Here is a 17,162-nt window from a genome sequence, read left to right on the forward strand (position 1 = left end):
TAGATTAGCTTTGCTCAACAAGTGTTCTAATATAATTCTATATGAGTAAATATTATTTATTTTATTTATAATTTTCTTAATGTCACAGATATGAAAGCTAAAATTACTTTTGATGAACTTCTTAATGCTGCTAAAAAATGTGGCGATATCCTCGAAATGGGAGTTAAACTAAAAGTTTCTCCCAAACGGCTTTATGGGATCTTTTGCCTTCTGGGAAGAGATAGAAACGGATTAACTGAATTAAATGCGGCATCAGAAACAGCGATGCGACAGCGTTTTTTGGACAATGATCTATCTGACTACTTGTTAAAAAAAGAAGATTTAAATTTGTTAAATGAAGAAGACGCGAAAAAACTATTAAATTTTAATGTAAATGTTTTAGGGGGAATGTTTTCAACCACTACTGAATTAATAAGGGAAGAATTAAGAAAAAGAGGTTTAAATCCTGCGGATATTCAAAGAAAATATGTGCAAGCCCAGGGTTATATAAAAGCTAAAGAATTTATTGAATATGTAAAGGGCTTACGTAAAACTAGCCAGCTAGTGTGGATGCTTTGCAACAAAGCCAACCACCAATATCCTCCACCAGCTCAAAGGACGAGAATACAACTCTACCTCAAGTCAATGTAAAATTAACTCTCTCAGAAAGCGGCTTACAATCTACTAGCACTGATAATTTACTCAAACAACAGTTAGGGCAGTTTTTTCTGCAATTAGGGTTGCTAGATTTACAGAATACTCAAGCTGTCACTCAATGGATTGCAACTATAACTAATTTTTTAAAGCCTTATTTAGATGTAATGCCTGAAGAAAGGTTTGAACATAACATAAAGCTAATTAAAAATTCTTTAATTACTTATAATGACTATCTTTATAGGTTGTTACGAACGTTATCAACTAGCCAGGAAGATAATCTTTATTTGAATTGCTTATGTAATCTTTATAAATCCCAAGAGAGTGCTTTGGGGAATAGTTTCTCTAACCCACTCGCTTCTGTAAGGGAGGATGAATTTAGCCATATATTTCCTAATTCAGGAACTTCAATTCCTTCATACCAATCTTCGCTCACTGAATTATTTGCCGAACAATTTGATTCATTGGAAGATAAACTATCATTTTTATTAAACCGTTTACCGGATATAAACCTAAGTGATTATGAATCATTAAACTTGTGGGTCAAAGATGTGACTGACGTTTTGCAGGTCGTTTTTGAAAGGAACTCAGTAATTTCTGATGTAGTTAGGGATGTTATTACGACAATCAGCCGATCATCGTATACCCCTAATACCTACACTCAAAGCTTATTGTCTCAGCTTGTGGCTAATAATTTAAACAACTTCCATCTGCGTGTCTTATTAGAGGGGTATAATCACTTAACTTCAACTAAAAAGCGCAAACCTGAAATCCAGGAGAACTACAATAATGTTTTTTTTAGATCTAATAATATGCAGCAAAATCCCATAGATTTGCTCAACTCATCTCAAGCTTCTGAATCTTCGCTTTCGATAGGACAATCCAACTTAGAAGAAATGGAAAAAAGGACTCATAAAGTCAAGCGAGTTAATTCTTTTTTTTCAACACCAGCAGATAATAACTTTTTACAGTCAAACCTTGAAGAGCTTTCTATGCAATTTTCAACTATGAAACTTAGAGATGTAAGCTCAGATGAATTTAAAGGCTGGCTTAAAAATTTAGAAACTTTATTACGCGTGTTTGATTTATCGGAAGAAAAATTAGCGATTACAACATTAGCTCAAGCTTTACCAAGCAACTTTAAGGAACCTGAGTTTAGAAGTCAGTTACTTTTAACAGGTTTTATGTCAGATAATAAATATTTAAATTTATTAATTGATGCTATGGTATTGAAATATCCTAATTTAAATCAGCCATCTCCTTCTTAATGTCGCTGCCAAAAGCAATATTAAGTATTTTAATATATTATTGCTTAAATAAGGCACCACATTAGTTAATCTCAAAAGAAACAAAGCAGTTGTGGGATTTATTTAAACCGTTAGAAACAGCATGTTTGTTACTTTTAAAAATGATATTTTGTAAGCTCGCCCTATGTATTTAGCTCAAAGAGAGTTTAATGGAACTTTTTTACTGAGAATCCTTCCGAAAAAACAGAGGCAATAAAACAGAAATCAGAAGTATGCCTAGCATTTGGTTGCCCAAAATCGCAAAAGTTTGTATCTGTTTCTGGGTAAGATTTTTTATATCAAGATGGGTAATTAATTGAAACTTATGGAATACTTTGTGGCTTTATGGTTTCTGTAAGGAAAAGATTCACCCTCAGTAGCTTTAAAGGTTGATTCTTAGCTTTTTCAGCCCTTTTTGAACAGCCCCTGTCTTGTCACTGACGGTTTGGAAAGAGGTCTAATGAAATTTGCAGAATTGATTTGATATTCATAGCTAAGATGTCATCACAGACATAGTTAAATCACAATGGCATTATTTTATGAAGAAATTATCGCTAATTAATATTCTCTGGAGGCTGCGGATAAGTTACGACCTATAGGCGTGGGATGAATTATCAATATTTTTTAATAAAATTCTTGCCATTTTTTATTAATAGTTCAAAAGCTTACTATTTATAGTCCCTCTACAATCATATATATTGATCAAAAATACTACAAATAGTTAAATAATTGTCCTATATTTAAAATAACCTCAATAAAGATGGGGCTCATTATGGAAGCTGAGTTAAGAATAAGACATCGTGTGGTCTATTTCGTATTTATTTCCCTCTTTTTCTATTCATCGGCGCAATTTGCTGGCACATTTATATTTAACCCTAAAAAATTAACCTGGTCCGCCGTTAATCATAATGGAAAAGTTATTCGTAGTGGTAAGGCTTCTGGAGGCAGCCGATATTGTAAAGATGTAAAAAGAGCATGTAAAACACCCTCAGGAACTTATAGGATTATTAGTAAACAGGGGCCTGAATGTCGCTCAAGCCGCTATCCTTTAGGTCGAGGTGGATCGCCCATGCCTTATTGTATGTTTTTTTCAAAAAACTATGCTATTCATGGCTCTTATGATGTACCGAATTATAATGCAAGCCATGGCTGTATACGTGTAAAGCCCCATGATGCTAAATGGTTACATAGAAATTTCATTAGAATAGGGACAAAAGTTGTAATACATCCCTACTAATTTAATTTTTAAAAATTAATTATATAAGCTATTCTTCTTCAATGCTAAAAGAAGAACCACAGCCGCATGTGGTTTTAGCATTGGGATTGCGAATCACAAATTGTTCGCCTTGAATTCCTTTTATATAATCTATTTCTGCTTCATGAAGAAATTGATAGCTCATTGAATCTACTAACAATTTAACAGATGACTTTCCATCCGAGCAATGTTGAGTAATGACTGTGTCATCAGGTTGAATAGTTTCATCAAAGGTAAAACCATATTGGAATCCTGAGCAACCGCCACCTGTAATATAAACTCGTAAATGCAAGTTAGGATTATCTTCTTCAGCAATTAAAGAAGCGACTTTATCAGCAGCATTGACCGAGAAATGAAGACCTGTTTTGGGAGATTCTAAAGCTGTAGGTGATGCACTAACAGTACTCATTATCTACTCCTGAAAAAATTGTTAGAGAAATTAGCTGTAAATTGCCCATTAACCTTTATCTAAAATATAAATATATTTGGATTAACGTTAATTAATATGACTTGATAATTAATTATATTGTAACACTTAACCCAAATTTTTGTGCAATTTTCATCAATTGGTTGATTTTAACTAACGAATGACCTGCTCTATAATTGCGCCACCTAAACACTGATTACGATCATAAAATACAATGTATTGCCCCGGGGTTACTGCACGTTGAGGCGTTGAAAACATCACGCAATGCCCATTATCTATAGCAGGCGAAATGACACAAGCTTGATCAGGTTGCCTGTAGCGTGTTTTAGCGTAGCAAGTTAAGGGAAGCTTATCTTTAAAAGGCGCCAACCAGTGAATGGCACTGCAAATTAATCCTTGTGCATAAAGCATAGGGTGATCATTACCTTGGGCTACAATTAAGGTATTTGTTCTAATATCTTTTTCAACAACATACCAGGGCTCATCACTACTATCGTAGCGTCCTCCAATACCTAAGCCTTGTCGTTGCCCTATTGTGTAAAACATCAGACCATCATGACGACCTAATACTGTGCCATCACTACTCATTATTTCGCCTGGCTGAGCTAAAATAAATTCGTTAAGGAATGATTTGAAGCGCTTTTCTCCGATAAAACAAATGCCAGTAGAGTCTTTCTTTTGTGAGGTAACTAAGTTAAGGTTAGATGCAAAAGAGCGAATTTCTGGTTTTAAGTAATCACCTACTGGAAATAAAGTCTTAGCTAGGGCTTCTTTATCGACTGCATGTAAAAAGTAGGTTTGATCTTTATCCCTATCCTTAGCTTTAAATAAATTACCATTCTCTATCTTAGCATAATGGCCGGTAGCTATAAAATCTGCGCCTAATGTAAGTGCATGATTTAAAAAAGCTTTAAATTTAATTTCCTTATTACAAAGGACATCAGGATTGGGCGTACGCCCAGCTTCATATTCCCTTAAAAAGTGAGCAAAAACTCTGTCCCAGTACTCAGAAGAAAAATTAATAGTATGAAGGTGAATTCCTAATTGATTAGCTACCGCCTGGGCATCAGCTAGATCCATAGCAGCGGCACAATGGCCATCATCGTCGTCTTGTTCCCAATTTTTCATAAATAAGCCTTCAACATGGTAACCTTGTTCCTTCAGTAACCATGCGGCAACTGAAGAATCAACGCCACCAGACATACCCACTATTACTTTTGCTTTCATAAATTACGACGATTCTTAAAGGTTATATTTATATTTAAGTTTCAACTCAATTAGGTTAGATATATACTATATTTTAATTGTTATCTATTTGTCATTTTGCCAAAAAAGAGAACGTAAATTAAAATTAAATGCGTTATTATATAATATTTGAGACTTAATATGCTAATTGATCTTAAGACCCAAGCAAAACAACTCGAAGGTCAAACTGTTGAAGTTTATTTAAAAGAGAGAATGCCCAATAGAATTCCTGCACCTTGCTCATTAAGTTGTACGTATTTAGTCAAGGAAGTAGATGATTATTTTCTTTTATCACTAGAAGTGAGCGGTCAGCTAGATATTGAATGTCAACGTTGCTTAAAAAATTTTTTATATGATTATAAAAATACAACAACGTTAGCTATTTGTAATGCGGACTCTTGTGCTGAAAAATTAATGGATAAATATGAATGTGTGGTAGCTAATAATTTTTTCATAGATCTGATAGAATTAGTTACTGATGAATTACACCTTTATAGTCCAGAAAACCATCTAAATATTGGTGAATGTGATAAAGAAGTAAGCAAATTTATTCATTTTTCACCCTCAACAGTGGATAAAAGGTAAGTAATACTTGGATTACAGTCAAAAAATATGTAATATTTCGCACCAATGAATACAAATTGCCTAGGAGTAACGCAATGGCCGTACAACAGAACAAAAAAAGTCGCTCTAGAAGAGATATGAGACGTTCACATGATGCTTTAAAAGCACCGACATTAAGCGTTGATAGTACAACTGGTGAAACTCATCGTAGACATCATATAACTGCTGACGGTTATTACCGTGGCCGTAAAGTATTAGATACCGATAATGTTTACGAAGAAGAAAAAGAGTAACTCGCTTGAAAATCATTACCATTGCAATCGATGCGATGGGCGGGGATCATGGCTTGAATGTCATAATCCCCGCTTGCGCTCGCGCTGCGAAAAATAATCCTGATTTAAGATTATTATTAGTCGGTGATCAATCTCAAATTACAACTCAACTTAAGAAGCAAGGTCATTTTAATCATGATCAATTTGATGTAATTCACGCTTCTGAAGTTGTTAGTATGGATGAGTTACCTTCACATGCTATGCGCAATAAAAAAGATTCATCAATGCGAGTAGCTATAAATCTAGTTAAAGATGGTCGTGCCCAAGCTTGTGTAAGTGCGGGTAATACAGGCGCATTAATGGCGACTGCGCGCTTTGTTTTAAAAACTTTACCTGGAATTGACCGGCCGGCTATTATTGCAGAGCTACCTACTTTACAAAGTAAGACTCGAGTGATTGATTTAGGTGCTAATGTTGATTCATGTGCTGAGCATCTTTTTCAGTTTGCGGTTATGGGATCAGCACTTATTCAAGCAATTGATAAAAAAGAAAAACCTAAAATTGCTCTTCTGAATATTGGTGAAGAAGAAATCAAGGGAAATGATAAGATTAAGCGCACTGCACATATGTTAGCTAACTGTAGTTTATTAAACTATGTAGGTTATGTAGAAGGCGATGGCTTTTATTCAGGAGAAGTAGATTTAGTTGTTTGTGATGGATTCGTTGGTAATGTTGCCTTAAAAGCAAGTGAAGGCCTCGCGAAGCTTATGTTGGCTATCTTAAAAGAGTCTTTCTTAAAAAATTATTTAACTCGCCTGATGAGTGTGCTTGCTTGGCCAGCCTTAAAGCGCCTTAAAATGCGTATGGATCCAGCACGTTATAATGGTGCTAGTTTAATAGGTTTAAATGGTATAGTGGTCAAAAGCCATGGTAGTGCCCGAGAGTTAGCTTTTCGATATGCCATTGAAGAAGCTATGCTGCAGGTCAGAAATAATGTGGTTGATTTAGTACGAGATCAGATAAATGAGTTTATTAATCAAGGTGTACTGTTATGATGCATGCGGTTATTAATGGTACAGGTAGTTATTTACCTGAGAAAAGACTTACAAATTATGATCTAGAAACTAAACTTAATACTTCACACGACTGGATTATCTCTCGTACTGGCATTAGTAGCCGTCATATTGCATCTGATTATGAAACGACTTCTTATATGGCTGCTCAAGCAGCAAAACAAGCTATTAAGGCATCAACCATTAACGCTGACGAAGTAGATTTAATTATTGTTGCAAGTTGTACGCCTGATAATTTTTTTCCTGGTATCGCTTGTTATGTACAAGACGCATTAGGAATTAAATCTTATATTCCTGCAATGGATATTGGTGCTGCTTGTAGTGGTTTTGTTTATGCGCTGGATATTGCTAAACAATACATTCAAACTGGCTCGGCTAAGCATGTGTTAGTTATTGGTAGTGAAGCTATGTCTCGTGCTGTTGATTGGACTGATCGTTCTACTTGTGTATTATTTGGCGATGGTGCTGGTGCTGCCATCTTAAGTGCAGAAGAAAATCCAGGAATATTGGCAAGTGTTTTACATGCTTCTTATGATGTAAGCTCATTATTAACTTATCCAAACTATACTTCTTTTGATAATAAAGCATTAATTAGTATGCGTGGTAATGAGGTCTTTAAAATTGCAGTTAATATAATGGGTGATATTGTTGATGAAGTTCTAGAAGCTAGTAATTTAACTAAATCGGATATTAATTGGTTAATTCCTCATCAAGCTAATATTCGTATTATTCAAGGAATTGCTAAAAAACTAGATTTATCTATGTCACAAGTAATTGTTACTATTGAAAATCAAGGTAATACATCAGCTGCTTCTATACCCTTGGCTTTGGACTTAGCGATTAAAGAGAAGCGTATTAAACGTGGTGATTTATTATTACTAGAATCTTTTGGTGGTGGTATGACTTGGGGCGCAATGGTTATTCGCTATTAATATAAAGTAGTTTATTCAAATTAATTTTTAAATCCCTTGGAGAAAAGTAACTATTCGTGATAGGGATAACGATTAAAATCGAGGCTTTATATGTCAAAACTAGCATTTATATTTCCTGGCCAAGGTTCGCAATCCATAGGAATGCTCTCAGAATTAGCTGAAAGTTATCCAATCATTCAAAAAACCTTCAATATTGCTTCAGAGGAAGTTGGTTATGACGTTTGGCAACTTACTCAGCAAGGGCCTGAAGAAAGATTAAATCAAACAGAAATTACTCAAGTCGCTATGCTAACTGCGGACGTGGCTGTCTATAATTTATTATATAATTTAGATTTACCGCAACCTAAATGGATGGCTGGCCATAGTCTTGGTGAGTATGCAGCTTTGGTATGTGCTGGTGCTATTAGTTTAGATCAAGCTGTAAAATTAGTTGCAAAACGCGGCCAGCTAATGCAGGAAACTATTCCTTTAGGTCAAGGCGCTATGGCAGCTGTAGTTGGCTTAACTGACGAGCAGGTTAATCAAATTTGTGCAGAAATTAGCACGGACACCGAACAAGTTTCTGTAGCAAATTACAATTCTATAGGACAAGTTGTTATTGCAGGCCATCGCCCTGCAGTAGAAAAAGCGATCGCTAAAGCAGATAGCCAGGGAGCTAGAATGGCTAAAATACTTGCTGTAAGCGTTCCTTGTCATTGCTCGCTGTTAAACGAGGCTGCTAATGCATTCGAAACATTCTTAAATGAAGTATCATTTAAATCACCACAAATAAAAGTAATAAGTAATGTTGATTTAAGTATTTATGAAACACCTATACAGATTCGTTCCTTGTTAAAAGAGCAGTTATATAAACCTGTAAGGTGGGTTGAAATAATTCAGCTAATGAAAAAAGATGGGGTGAATCAGTTTGTTGAATGCGGTCCGGGCAAAGTTCTTTCAGGTTTAATTAAGCGCATTGATAGAGACTTACTTACATTTAATACACAAGATAAAAATTCAATAGATTATACTGTATCGCATATTGAAGCTTACAAGGTCAGTTACTGGTAAATGATTTACAAAACTTAAATTATTTAAGTTTAAATACATTTTGTATAGGGGTTTATATGATTAGCTTAGAAGGAAAAATAGCTTTAGTGACAGGCGCTAGTCGAGGAATCGGAAAGGCTATTGCGCAAACATTAGCGCAAAGAGGCGCCTATGTAGTAGGTAGTGCAACTACTAGCGAATCTGCTCTAGCTATTAGTAGAAATTTTAATGAGAGTAATCTAGCAGGTGAGGGCGTGACGCTTGACGTTACGAGTGCTGAAAGTATTGAGAGCCTTATGACTCAACTTTCTGATGAGAAAAAACTGCCCTCAATTCTTGTAAACAATGCAGGTATTACTGCTGATAATTTATTATTACGCATGGATGATAATGAGTGGTATCGAGTCATTGAAACTAATTTAAATTCTATTTTTCGCATGAGTAAAGCTTGTGTTAAAACTATGTTTAGAGCTAGATGGGGCCGTATTATTACTATTGGCTCTGTAGTTGGCTCTAGCGGAAACCCTGGCCAAGCCAATTATACGGCCGCTAAGGCAGGTATAATAGGGTTTTCAAAATCTCTGGCCCAAGAATTAGCTAGCCGAGGTGTCACAGTGAATGTTGTAGCACCGGGTTTTATTGAGACTGACATGACTGATGCTCTACCTGATTTGGTCAAGGAAGAGATGCTTAAACGCATTCCTATGAAGCGCTTTGGACAAGTAAATGATATTGCTGAAGTTGTTGCATTCTTAGCATCTGATAGGGCAAATTATATTACTGGCGAAACTATTCATGTTAATGGTGGCCTATATATGGATTAATCAAAATTTTTAATGGGTATTCTGATAAACTTATATTAATTAAGCTTGCGTTCTGTAAAGAATTGAATAAACTACCCACCATATATTTTTTTAACCTTAAGAAAGGAAATACAAGTTATGAGTACAGTTGAAGAGCGAGTTCGTAAAATTGTTGGCGAGCAATTAGGTGTTAAGGAAGATGAATTAAAAAATGATGCCTCATTCGTTGAGGATTTAGGTGCTGATTCTCTTGACACGGTAGAACTTGTTATGGCTCTTGAAGAAGAATTTGAAACTGAAATACCAGATGAAAAAGCAGAAAAAATCACAACAATTCAAGAAGCAATTGATTACATTGAATCAAATATGAATAAAGAAGAAGCCTGATAATTAAGGAGCAATTCGTTGAGTAAGCGGCGTGTTGTAGTGACCGGGATGGGGATGGTAACCCCACTTGGCTTAAATGTAGAAGAGACTTGGCGAGGTATTTTGGCTGGTAGAAGCGGTGTAGTGCCTGTAGAAGGGTTTGATGCAACTGATTTTCCAACCAAAATTTGGGCTAAAGTAAAGAATTTTAACATTGAAGATTATGTCCCTCTCAAAGAAGCTCGTAAAATGGATATGTTTACACAATATGGGTTGGCTGCAGCTGATGAGGCTATAGCCAGCTCTGGCCTCATTATTAATGAAGACATAAGTTTGCGTGCGGGCGTGGCTGTTGGCGCTGGTATTGGTGGTATAGAAACAATCACAAATAATCAAGAAAAATTAATGGCAGGTGGGCCCCGTAGAGTTTCTCCTTTTTTTATACCTGCTGGCATTATTAATATGGTTGCAGGCCAAATATCAATTAAATATAAATTAAAAGGCCCTAATATATCTGTAGTAACAGCGTGTACGACTGGTACACATAACATAGGTCTTGCAGGCAGAATGATTGCTTATGGCGATGTTGATATTATGGTTTGTGGTGGTGCTGAAATGACAACTACGCCATTGTGTTTGGCTGGTTTTTCTGCTGTTAAAGCGCTATCTAGAAGAAATGATGAGCCAGAAAAAGCCTCACGTCCTTGGGATAAAGACAGGGACGGTTTTGTTATGGGAGAGGGTGCTGGTGTTTTAGTTTTAGAAGAATATGAACACGCTAAAGCGCGTGGTGCGAAAATCTTTGCTGAATTAGTAGGATTTGGAATGTCTGGTGATGCTTTTCATATTACGGCCCCAGATGATGACGCAGATGGTGCATCTAGAGCCATGTTAGCAGCTATTCAAGATGCAAATGTAGCGCCTAGTGAGATCAATTATATTAATGCGCATGGTACATCAACTTATTTAAATGATTTAAACGAGACTAAAGCTGTAAAAAAAATATTTGGTGAGCATGCGTATCAACTAGCGATCAGTTCAACTAAATCTATGACTGGACATCTGCTTGGTGCTGCTGGTTCAGTAGAAGCCATATTCTCAATATTAGCAATTAGAGATCAAGTTGCGCCGCCTACTATTAATTTAGAACAACCAGATGTAGGATGTGATTTAAATTATGTTCCTCACAAGCCGCAGTCGATGAAGATTAACTATGCTTTGAGCAATTCTCTAGGATTTGGTGGAACTAATGGTAGCTTACTATTTAAACGTCTTTCTTCTGTTTAGGTTAAATAACTGTATTAAGTTAAGTCTTAATTCTATTTTTTAGTTTATTAGATTGCCTAATAAACTTATAATTATTATGCTAACTAATTAGTTAAATTTTTAACCTTGCCGTTTCTAAACTAAGATTAAATGGTATATTTTTTAATTAAGGCTTCTATTATAAAGGCAATTCTTATACTTAATCTTGTTTTTAATTGGAAATGCAATATGTCAAAAAAGTTTAGATATCAAGCATTCGCCTACGGTGTAATAAATGCATGCTGATGATCCCTCTCTTAATAATCGCAATACTGGATTGAAACATAAGCGCTCAATTAAAATTTTTATTGCAGTTTTAATATTCTTAATTTTAATAAGTGCACTTCTGGGTTGGTTTATCCTACTTCTCACTAAGCCCATGGCAACTGAAGGTAAATCGCTTATCTTAGAAGTAAAACCTAACTCAACAGCAAAGGTATTAGTGCAAAAATTATATGAAAACGGTTTAATTGATTCAGAATTTATTATAGAAAATTATATTAAGTATAAAGGGTTAGCTAACCAATTAAAGGCAGGCGTTTATCAAATTCAGCCTGGTGAATCACCAATAAATTTAGTCGATAGAATTGTAAAAGGTGATGTTTTAATGGCTGCATTTCGCATTATTGAAGGAACTAATATTTATCAAGTGAAGCAAAAGTTGGCTCAAGCTCCCTATCTACGTTATCAACCAGAAGATTGGACAGCTATCTTAGATCATTATCCAAGTGCGGAAGGATTATTGCTTGCCGATACTTATTATTATAATGCGGGCAGTGATGCCAAACCGCTTTTAATAAATGCAAACAAAAAATTATTAACTGTTTTAAATTATAATTGGGAGAAGCGAAGCCCAGGGTTACCCTATAAAACGCCTTATGAGTTACTTATCGCCGCTTCTATTATTGAAAAAGAGACTTCTCTACCTTCGGAGCGAAGAATTATTAGCGGTATTGTAGTTAACCGAATAAAAAAGCGAATGCCTCTACAAATGGATCCAACCGTCATTTATGCTTTAGGACCTACATTTTCTGGCAAATTAGGACATCATAATTTAGATTTTGATTCCCCTTATAATACCTATCTTTACCGAGGGCTACCGCCTACTCCAATTGCAATGGTTGGCCGGGATGCAATTGAAGCAGCAGCTCGTCCTCAATTTTCAAATTATCTCTATTTTGTAGCAAAAGGCGATGGGTCTCATATTTTTTCTACAACCTATGAGGAGCAGAAAAAAGCTATTGCTCGTTACATGAACAAGGAGAATCAATGATGCCAGGACAATTTATTGTGGTTGAAGGCCTTGAAGGAGCTGGTAAAACAACAGCTATTGAAACAATTAGGCACTATCTACAAGATAGGGTAAAAAAGGTTATAGTGACTCGTGAACCAGGTGGAACTTGTATTGGTGAGAAACTTAGGGCTTTAATTAAAGAGTCTATCCCTAATGAGCCACTTGATAGCCTTAGTGAATTGTTAATGATATATGCAGCAAGGGTGCAATTAATTCAAAATGTTATTCGGCCAGCACTAGCTAGGGGTGATTGGATACTAGCAGATCGTTTTGAGCTATCTACGTATGCGTATCAAGGGGGCGGTAGGGGCATACATCAAGCTATTTTAGATAATTTATCTAGTTTTTGCCTTTCAGGGCTAAAACCTGATTTAACTATCTTTTTAGATATTACGCCCGAACAAGGCCTGCAGCGCATCAATAACCGTGGGAAAATTGATCGCATTGAGCAAGAGCCTTTAGCATTTTTTAATCGAGTCTATCAAGCTTATCACCAAAAATTAGAGCAGATTGAAAGTGCGGTAGTCATCGATGCAAGTATGCCTGTCGAAAAAGTGCAACAATCTATTTGCTTACAGCTAAAAATATTTTTGGATGAAAATGCATACTCCTGATCTCATTAATATTGAGCCTGAATACCTTAAATTCTGGCAGCACTTTAAAGAAGTATATAGTGGTAACCGTCTGACCCATGCGCTTCTATTACGAAGCTCATCTATAAACAAGCTAGCGACTCTTTATAATCAAATGATGGCTACTCTTTTATGTAAGAAAGCTAATCCGCCTTGTGGCTCTTGTAAATCTTGCTTATTAATTAATCAAGGAGCGCATCCAGATTTATACCAAATTCAACCTGAAAAAGCAGGCGCGGCTATTAAGGTTGAGCAGATTAGAGACTTACATAATTCCTTATATACTTCACCACAAGTTTCTGAAAATAAATTAATTTTAATCTTAAATGCCGAAAGAATGAACCATGCTGCAGCAAATTCTTTGTTAAAAATTTTAGAGGAGCCACCACGTAATATCTATTTTATTTTAATCATAGAATCAATAAGCACTCTTCCTGCAACTATTTTTAGTCGTTGTCAACACTGGTATTTTCCTGAATTCAATCATGAAGGTGATTATTTTTTATCAAATGATGAATGTGCCTCAGAAAAAACGCAAAGTGAATTGTTTAAGCAGAAAGAAATCTTTATAGATGATTTAATAAATATTAGAAAAAAAAGCGCTTCAATTAATATCATTGCTGAAAAATGGGTAACTTATGAATTAGCAGATTTAACACGATTGCTTTATTTAATAACGGCACAAATGATTTATAATTATTTTTATAAGGATGTCGAAAAAACAGCTTTGTCGCTTAAATTAAATGAATTAATTCAAGGGACTAAAGTGACTCATTTGTTCTCACTCATTGATAAGTTAAATCAACTCAGTAAAAATTTAAGCTATAGTATAAATGTAAATCAGTTGCTTACTATAGAGGATTTACTGTTAAGCTTTCTGAAAAAATAGGAGCGCAAATGATTGATGTGCCTATTGTAAACGGAGATTTTCCAACAGAAGCCGCACTTTATATGGCTTATATGCCTTTTATTAAAGGTGGTGGGTTATTTATCCGCACTAACTTAAGTTTACTTTTAGGTGCTAAGGTTAAATTGTCTATTAAATTAATTGATGAACCTGAACCTTATGTTATTCCTGCAAAGGTTGCATGGATAACTCCTAGAGGTTCCCAGGGTAACAAGCCTGCAGGTTTAGGTTTTCAGCTTCAAGGAGAAGAGGGCCGAGCTTTGAAAAATAAAATAGAAACCTATTTAACTACCATGTTAAAATCGACACAAATCACTGACACCATGTAAATATGTTGACTGACTCGCATTGTCATTTAAATCTGCTAGATTTAACTGATTTTAATAACCAATTAGATAATGTCATTTCTGCGGCGCTTAACAATGATGTTAATTCACTTTTATGCGTTTGTGTAAATTTAACCGATTATCCTATACTTTGTAATATCGCCAATAAATATAGACAGGTTAAAATATCAGTGGGCTTGCATCCTAATAATCCTGTAGATCAAGAGCCTAAAGCAGAAACCCTCGTAGAATTAGCTAATCAGCATCGAGCTTGTATTGCTATTGGTGAAACAGGCCTTGATTATTATCGTGTTCATGAGGCTCATGCTCAAAAACAGCAAAGAGATCGTTTTCGCGAGCATATTCATGCAGCTATTGCTTCTCAAAAACCATTAATTATTCATACTCGACAAGCAGCAGAAGATACCTTGCAAGTTATGGCCGATGAAAATGCAAGCCAAATTGGTGGAGTAATGCATTGCTTTGCTGAAGATTTAAGTATTGCCGAGCAAGCTATTGATATGAATTTTTATATCTCTTTATCTGGAATTGTTACATTTAAGAATGCGACTACTTTGCATGAAGTAGCTAGAAAAATACCCTTGGATCGATTACTCATTGAAACAGACTCACCCTATTTAGCCCCTGTGCCTTATCGGGGAAAACAAAACCATCCTGCTTTAGTCAAATATGTAGCTCAAGCTATAAGTGAACTTAGGCAGATTAATTATGAGCAAGTTGCTATTCAGACAACTAAGAACTTTAAGCGTTGTTTTAAGTTAGAATGAACAAACGGTAGGTAAATATGAAAACAGAAGCTCAGGTTGTTATTATTGGTGCGGGTCCTGTAGGTTTAAGTGCGGCTATTGGTTTAGCTCGCCAGGGTATTAAAAGTATTATCATTGAGCGTCATGCCTCTACAACCGATCATCCTAAAGCTCGTGGAATTAACACAAGAACCATGGAAATTTTTAGGTTGTGGGGCATTGAGTCACCGTTACGGCAATATCAACTGCCAAGAGAAGCTCTCCGTTTTATCTGGCTTGAGTCCCTACAAGGTAAAGAATTAACGCGTATTAGTGCCAAGCCTAGAACAAATTTAAATACTCCAACAACAAATGCCTTGATTTCTCAAGATTGGGTTGAACAGGAGCTTTTAAAAAGAGCACAAAGCTATTCTGAGATTACATGCTATTTTAATGTAGAAATGCTTAATATTCAGCAAACGAATACAAATGTCATTACCACCGTAAAAGATAAATTATCAGGTAAACAATATCAGTTAAATTCAGATTATTTAGTCGCAGCAGATGGCGCCTCAAGTCTAACCCGTAAGTTACTTTCGATTAATATGCAGGGCCAGGATAATCTAGGTAAATTTTGTAATATTTATTGTGAAATGGATTTATCAAAATATGTGCAAGATAGACCTAGTATAGGGTATATTTTTACGCGTAAAGATGTTATGGGCACCGTTCTTTTGGCAAAAGATGGATTGCGTAAATGGTTGGTTAATATACGTTATGATGTAATTCCTGAATTAACAAAAGAGAGCTTTACGGATGATTTTTGTTTAGAAGTAGTTAGAGAAGTCATTCAAGATAAAACTATTGATGTAAGGCTCATTAATAAAGGTTTCTGGACAATGGCAGCCTTAGTTGCGGAGCGATTTCGTGACAGGCGAATCTTGCTAGCAGGAGACTCAGCACACAGGCTACCTCCAACAGGTGGCTTAGGTATGAATACGGGAATTCAGGATGCTCATAATCTTGCTTGGAAATTAGCTTTTGTTATTAAAGGGTATGCTAGCGATGCGCTCCTAGATACTTACTTTAATGAACGTGTACCTGTTGCTGTTCAGAATATCGAGTGGAGTGCTAAAAATGCTGAGCGCTTTAACGTCATATTTACCGCTCTCTATAAAGGTGATTATAAAACCATGATAGCTGCAATTGAAGAACAAAATGAACATGTTAATCAAGTTGGTTTAGATTTAGGCTTTTGTTATGAAGAAGGCGCTGTGATTAAGGAAAGTGGGCCTGCGCCTGTTCTAGATCTTTATACCTATACGCCGTCTACTTATCCAGGTTGCAGAGCGCCACACTACTTACTGAAAAAAGGGAAGAAGCTTTTATCTACACTCGATTTATTTGATAATAAATTTGTTTTATTAAGCGCTGATAAAACGGATTCTTGGCATAAAGCAGCTTTAAGGCTATCGAATTTACCTCTCGTTAGTTATCGTATTGGTGCTTCAGGAGATTTAGATGATCCAGAAGGACAGTGGCTGGATATGTATCAAATTAATTCTACAGGGGCTGTTTTAGTTAGACCAGACGGACATGTTGCTTGGCGCAGTCCAGATAATGTAGATAATCCAGAGAAATGCTTAAGCGAAATTTTTCAAAAACTATTGTTTAAGCAAGTTTAAACTAAAACCTACATGAGTTCTTTTTGTTATTAAAGACTTCACTGGAGATAAATTTAGCACCATAGTTATAACGTTTGTGCCTAGGGATAATTTTATTATTACTTATGTCATAAGTTCTTATTTTAAGCCTAAAAACCCCTTAATTTTTTGTTATAAAAATATTCAAAATGATAAGTCAGGTAATTAATTAGGTATGATGACTCTATTAATTTTGCTTTCTCTAAGTTAAGTTGAGTTGATAATATATAGCCTTGTCCATTAAGTTTTATACGGCGTTGCAAGTTCATGTATTCTATATACATTCCTTCGCTTCAGTCACTTGGGCCTGTTTAAAGTTTAGTGGGCAAGGCTATAACAATAAGGATTAAATTTAATTAAGGGT

Annotated in this window: 19 protein-coding genes; 17 read left to right on the forward strand and 2 right to left on the reverse strand. The window is 35.5% G+C overall.

Annotation, left to right across the window (positions count from 1 at the left end; translation table 11 throughout):
- Positions 1 to 90 precede the first annotated feature (90 nt).
- The 3 genes from ACQUW5_RS00070 to ACQUW5_RS00080 all read left to right on the forward strand — a co-directional run bounded on the left by ACQUW5_RS00070 (position 91) and on the right by ACQUW5_RS00080 (position 3,156).
- Complete coding sequence (locus tag ACQUW5_RS00070) at positions 91 to 630, forward strand: hypothetical protein (protein WP_444988803.1); 540 nt, start codon at positions 91 to 93, stop codon at positions 628 to 630.
- On the forward strand, positions 546 to 1,901 hold the full coding sequence (locus ACQUW5_RS00075) for a hypothetical protein (RefSeq protein ID WP_444988805.1): 1,356 nt from the start codon (positions 546 to 548) through the stop codon (positions 1,899 to 1,901). Before ACQUW5_RS00070 ends, ACQUW5_RS00075 begins: the two co-directional genes overlap by 85 nt.
- Positions 1,902 to 2,691: 790 nt before the next feature.
- Positions 2,692 to 3,156 carry a L,D-transpeptidase gene (locus ACQUW5_RS00080; RefSeq protein ID WP_444988807.1) on the forward strand — a complete coding sequence of 155 codons (465 nt, stop codon included), beginning with the start codon at positions 2,692 to 2,694 and terminating at the stop codon, positions 3,154 to 3,156.
- Between the two features lie 28 nt (positions 3,157 to 3,184).
- On the opposite strand, the gene erpA is transcribed toward ACQUW5_RS00080, so the two are convergent.
- Both erpA and mnmA read right to left on the reverse strand, forming a co-directional pair.
- Positions 3,185 to 3,583, reverse strand: a complete 399-nt coding sequence (gene erpA / locus ACQUW5_RS00085; RefSeq protein WP_444988809.1) for an iron-sulfur cluster insertion protein ErpA — start codon at positions 3,581 to 3,583, stop codon at positions 3,185 to 3,187.
- Between the two features lie 171 nt (positions 3,584 to 3,754).
- Positions 3,755 to 4,828 carry a tRNA 2-thiouridine(34) synthase MnmA gene (gene mnmA, locus ACQUW5_RS00090; protein ID WP_444988811.1) on the reverse strand — a complete coding sequence of 358 codons (1,074 nt, stop codon included), beginning with the start codon at positions 4,826 to 4,828 and terminating at the stop codon, positions 3,755 to 3,757.
- 159 nt (positions 4,829 to 4,987) lie between these two features.
- Here mnmA and ACQUW5_RS00095 point away from each other — a divergent pair, with 159 nt between their 5' ends.
- The 14 genes from ACQUW5_RS00095 to ACQUW5_RS00160 all read left to right on the forward strand — a co-directional run bounded on the left by ACQUW5_RS00095 (position 4,988) and on the right by ACQUW5_RS00160 (position 16,780).
- Entirely contained in the window at positions 4,988 to 5,431 is a 444-nt protein-coding gene (locus tag ACQUW5_RS00095; protein ID WP_444988813.1) for a YceD family protein, read from the forward strand.
- Between the two features lie 74 nt (positions 5,432 to 5,505).
- Positions 5,506 to 5,703, forward strand: a complete 198-nt coding sequence (gene rpmF / locus ACQUW5_RS00100) for a 50S ribosomal protein L32 (protein ID WP_444989596.1) — start codon at positions 5,506 to 5,508, stop codon at positions 5,701 to 5,703.
- A gap of 5 nt (positions 5,704 to 5,708) precedes the next feature.
- Positions 5,709 to 6,737: a phosphate acyltransferase PlsX gene (plsX, locus tag ACQUW5_RS00105; protein WP_444988815.1), complete on the forward strand. Its 1,029-nt coding sequence runs from the start codon at positions 5,709 to 5,711 to the stop codon at positions 6,735 to 6,737.
- Positions 6,734 to 7,687, forward strand: a complete 954-nt coding sequence (locus ACQUW5_RS00110; RefSeq protein ID WP_444988817.1) for a beta-ketoacyl-ACP synthase III — start codon at positions 6,734 to 6,736, stop codon at positions 7,685 to 7,687. The genes plsX and ACQUW5_RS00110 overlap by 4 nt, the downstream gene beginning before the upstream one ends.
- Positions 7,688 to 7,777: 90 nt before the next feature.
- Positions 7,778 to 8,737: an ACP S-malonyltransferase gene (gene fabD, locus ACQUW5_RS00115; protein WP_444988819.1), complete on the forward strand. Its 960-nt coding sequence runs from the start codon at positions 7,778 to 7,780 to the stop codon at positions 8,735 to 8,737.
- A 56-nt stretch (positions 8,738 to 8,793) separates the two neighbouring features.
- Positions 8,794 to 9,540, forward strand: coding sequence for a 3-oxoacyl-ACP reductase FabG (gene fabG / locus ACQUW5_RS00120; protein ID WP_444988821.1), 747 nt, complete (start codon positions 8,794 to 8,796; stop codon positions 9,538 to 9,540).
- Between the two features lie 117 nt (positions 9,541 to 9,657).
- Entirely contained in the window at positions 9,658 to 9,906 is a 249-nt protein-coding gene (gene acpP / locus ACQUW5_RS00125; protein ID WP_444988823.1) for an acyl carrier protein, read from the forward strand.
- Between the two features lie 18 nt (positions 9,907 to 9,924).
- Complete coding sequence (gene fabF, locus ACQUW5_RS00130; RefSeq protein WP_444988825.1) at positions 9,925 to 11,172, forward strand: beta-ketoacyl-ACP synthase II; 1,248 nt, start codon at positions 9,925 to 9,927, stop codon at positions 11,170 to 11,172.
- A gap of 253 nt (positions 11,173 to 11,425) precedes the next feature.
- Positions 11,426 to 12,463, forward strand: a complete 1,038-nt coding sequence (gene mltG, locus ACQUW5_RS00135; protein WP_444988827.1) for an endolytic transglycosylase MltG — start codon at positions 11,426 to 11,428, stop codon at positions 12,461 to 12,463.
- Positions 12,460 to 13,098, forward strand: a complete 639-nt coding sequence (gene tmk / locus ACQUW5_RS00140; RefSeq protein ID WP_444988829.1) for a dTMP kinase — start codon at positions 12,460 to 12,462, stop codon at positions 13,096 to 13,098. The genes mltG and tmk overlap by 4 nt, the downstream gene beginning before the upstream one ends.
- Positions 13,085 to 14,005 carry a DNA polymerase III delta subunit-related protein gene (locus ACQUW5_RS00145; protein WP_444988831.1) on the forward strand — a complete coding sequence of 307 codons (921 nt, stop codon included), beginning with the start codon at positions 13,085 to 13,087 and terminating at the stop codon, positions 14,003 to 14,005. The genes tmk and ACQUW5_RS00145 overlap by 14 nt, the downstream gene beginning before the upstream one ends.
- Positions 14,006 to 14,013: 8 nt before the next feature.
- Positions 14,014 to 14,352 (forward strand): PilZ domain-containing protein, encoded by a 339-nt coding sequence (locus ACQUW5_RS00150; RefSeq protein ID WP_444988832.1) that lies wholly within the window; start codon positions 14,014 to 14,016, stop codon positions 14,350 to 14,352.
- A gap of 2 nt (positions 14,353 to 14,354) precedes the next feature.
- Positions 14,355 to 15,137 carry a TatD family hydrolase gene (locus ACQUW5_RS00155; protein ID WP_444988834.1) on the forward strand — a complete coding sequence of 261 codons (783 nt, stop codon included), beginning with the start codon at positions 14,355 to 14,357 and terminating at the stop codon, positions 15,135 to 15,137.
- 17 nt (positions 15,138 to 15,154) lie between these two features.
- Positions 15,155 to 16,780: an FAD-dependent monooxygenase gene (locus ACQUW5_RS00160; RefSeq protein ID WP_444988836.1), complete on the forward strand. Its 1,626-nt coding sequence runs from the start codon at positions 15,155 to 15,157 to the stop codon at positions 16,778 to 16,780.
- The last annotated feature ends 382 nt before the right edge of the window (positions 16,781 to 17,162 follow it).

The sequence above is a fragment of the Legionella pelazae genome (genome assembly GCF_052527395.1).

Bases quoted from the DNA above. Each gene is read 5' to 3' on its own strand.
- ACQUW5_RS00080 (WP_444988807.1), top strand. From the start codon at position 2,692: ATGGAAGCTGAGTTAAGAATAAGACATCGTGTGGTCTATTTCGTATTT.
- mltG (WP_444988827.1), top strand. From the start codon at position 11,426: ATGCATGCTGATGATCCCTCTCTTAATAATCGCAATACTGGATTGAAA.
- ACQUW5_RS00150 (WP_444988832.1), top strand. From the start codon at position 14,014: ATGATTGATGTGCCTATTGTAAACGGAGATTTTCCAACAGAAGCCGCA.
- ACQUW5_RS00095 (WP_444988813.1), top strand. From the start codon at position 4,988: ATGCTAATTGATCTTAAGACCCAAGCAAAACAACTCGAAGGTCAAACT.
- ACQUW5_RS00145 (WP_444988831.1), top strand. From the start codon at position 13,085: ATGCATACTCCTGATCTCATTAATATTGAGCCTGAATACCTTAAATTC.
- ACQUW5_RS00110 (WP_444988817.1), top strand. From the start codon at position 6,734: ATGATGCATGCGGTTATTAATGGTACAGGTAGTTATTTACCTGAGAAA.
- fabG (WP_444988821.1), top strand. From the start codon at position 8,794: ATGATTAGCTTAGAAGGAAAAATAGCTTTAGTGACAGGCGCTAGTCGA.
- ACQUW5_RS00070 (WP_444988803.1), top strand. From the start codon at position 91: ATGAAAGCTAAAATTACTTTTGATGAACTTCTTAATGCTGCTAAAAAA.
- rpmF (WP_444989596.1), top strand. From the start codon at position 5,506: ATGGCCGTACAACAGAACAAAAAAAGTCGCTCTAGAAGAGATATGAGA.
- ACQUW5_RS00160 (WP_444988836.1), top strand. From the start codon at position 15,155: ATGAAAACAGAAGCTCAGGTTGTTATTATTGGTGCGGGTCCTGTAGGT.
- acpP (WP_444988823.1), top strand. From the start codon at position 9,658: ATGAGTACAGTTGAAGAGCGAGTTCGTAAAATTGTTGGCGAGCAATTA.
- fabD (WP_444988819.1), top strand. From the start codon at position 7,778: ATGTCAAAACTAGCATTTATATTTCCTGGCCAAGGTTCGCAATCCATA.
- tmk (WP_444988829.1), top strand. From the start codon at position 12,460: ATGATGCCAGGACAATTTATTGTGGTTGAAGGCCTTGAAGGAGCTGGT.
- erpA (WP_444988809.1), bottom strand. From the start codon at position 3,583: ATGAGTACTGTTAGTGCATCACCTACAGCTTTAGAATCTCCCAAAACA.
- ACQUW5_RS00155 (WP_444988834.1), top strand. From the start codon at position 14,355: ATGTTGACTGACTCGCATTGTCATTTAAATCTGCTAGATTTAACTGAT.
- mnmA (WP_444988811.1), bottom strand. From the start codon at position 4,828: ATGAAAGCAAAAGTAATAGTGGGTATGTCTGGTGGCGTTGATTCTTCA.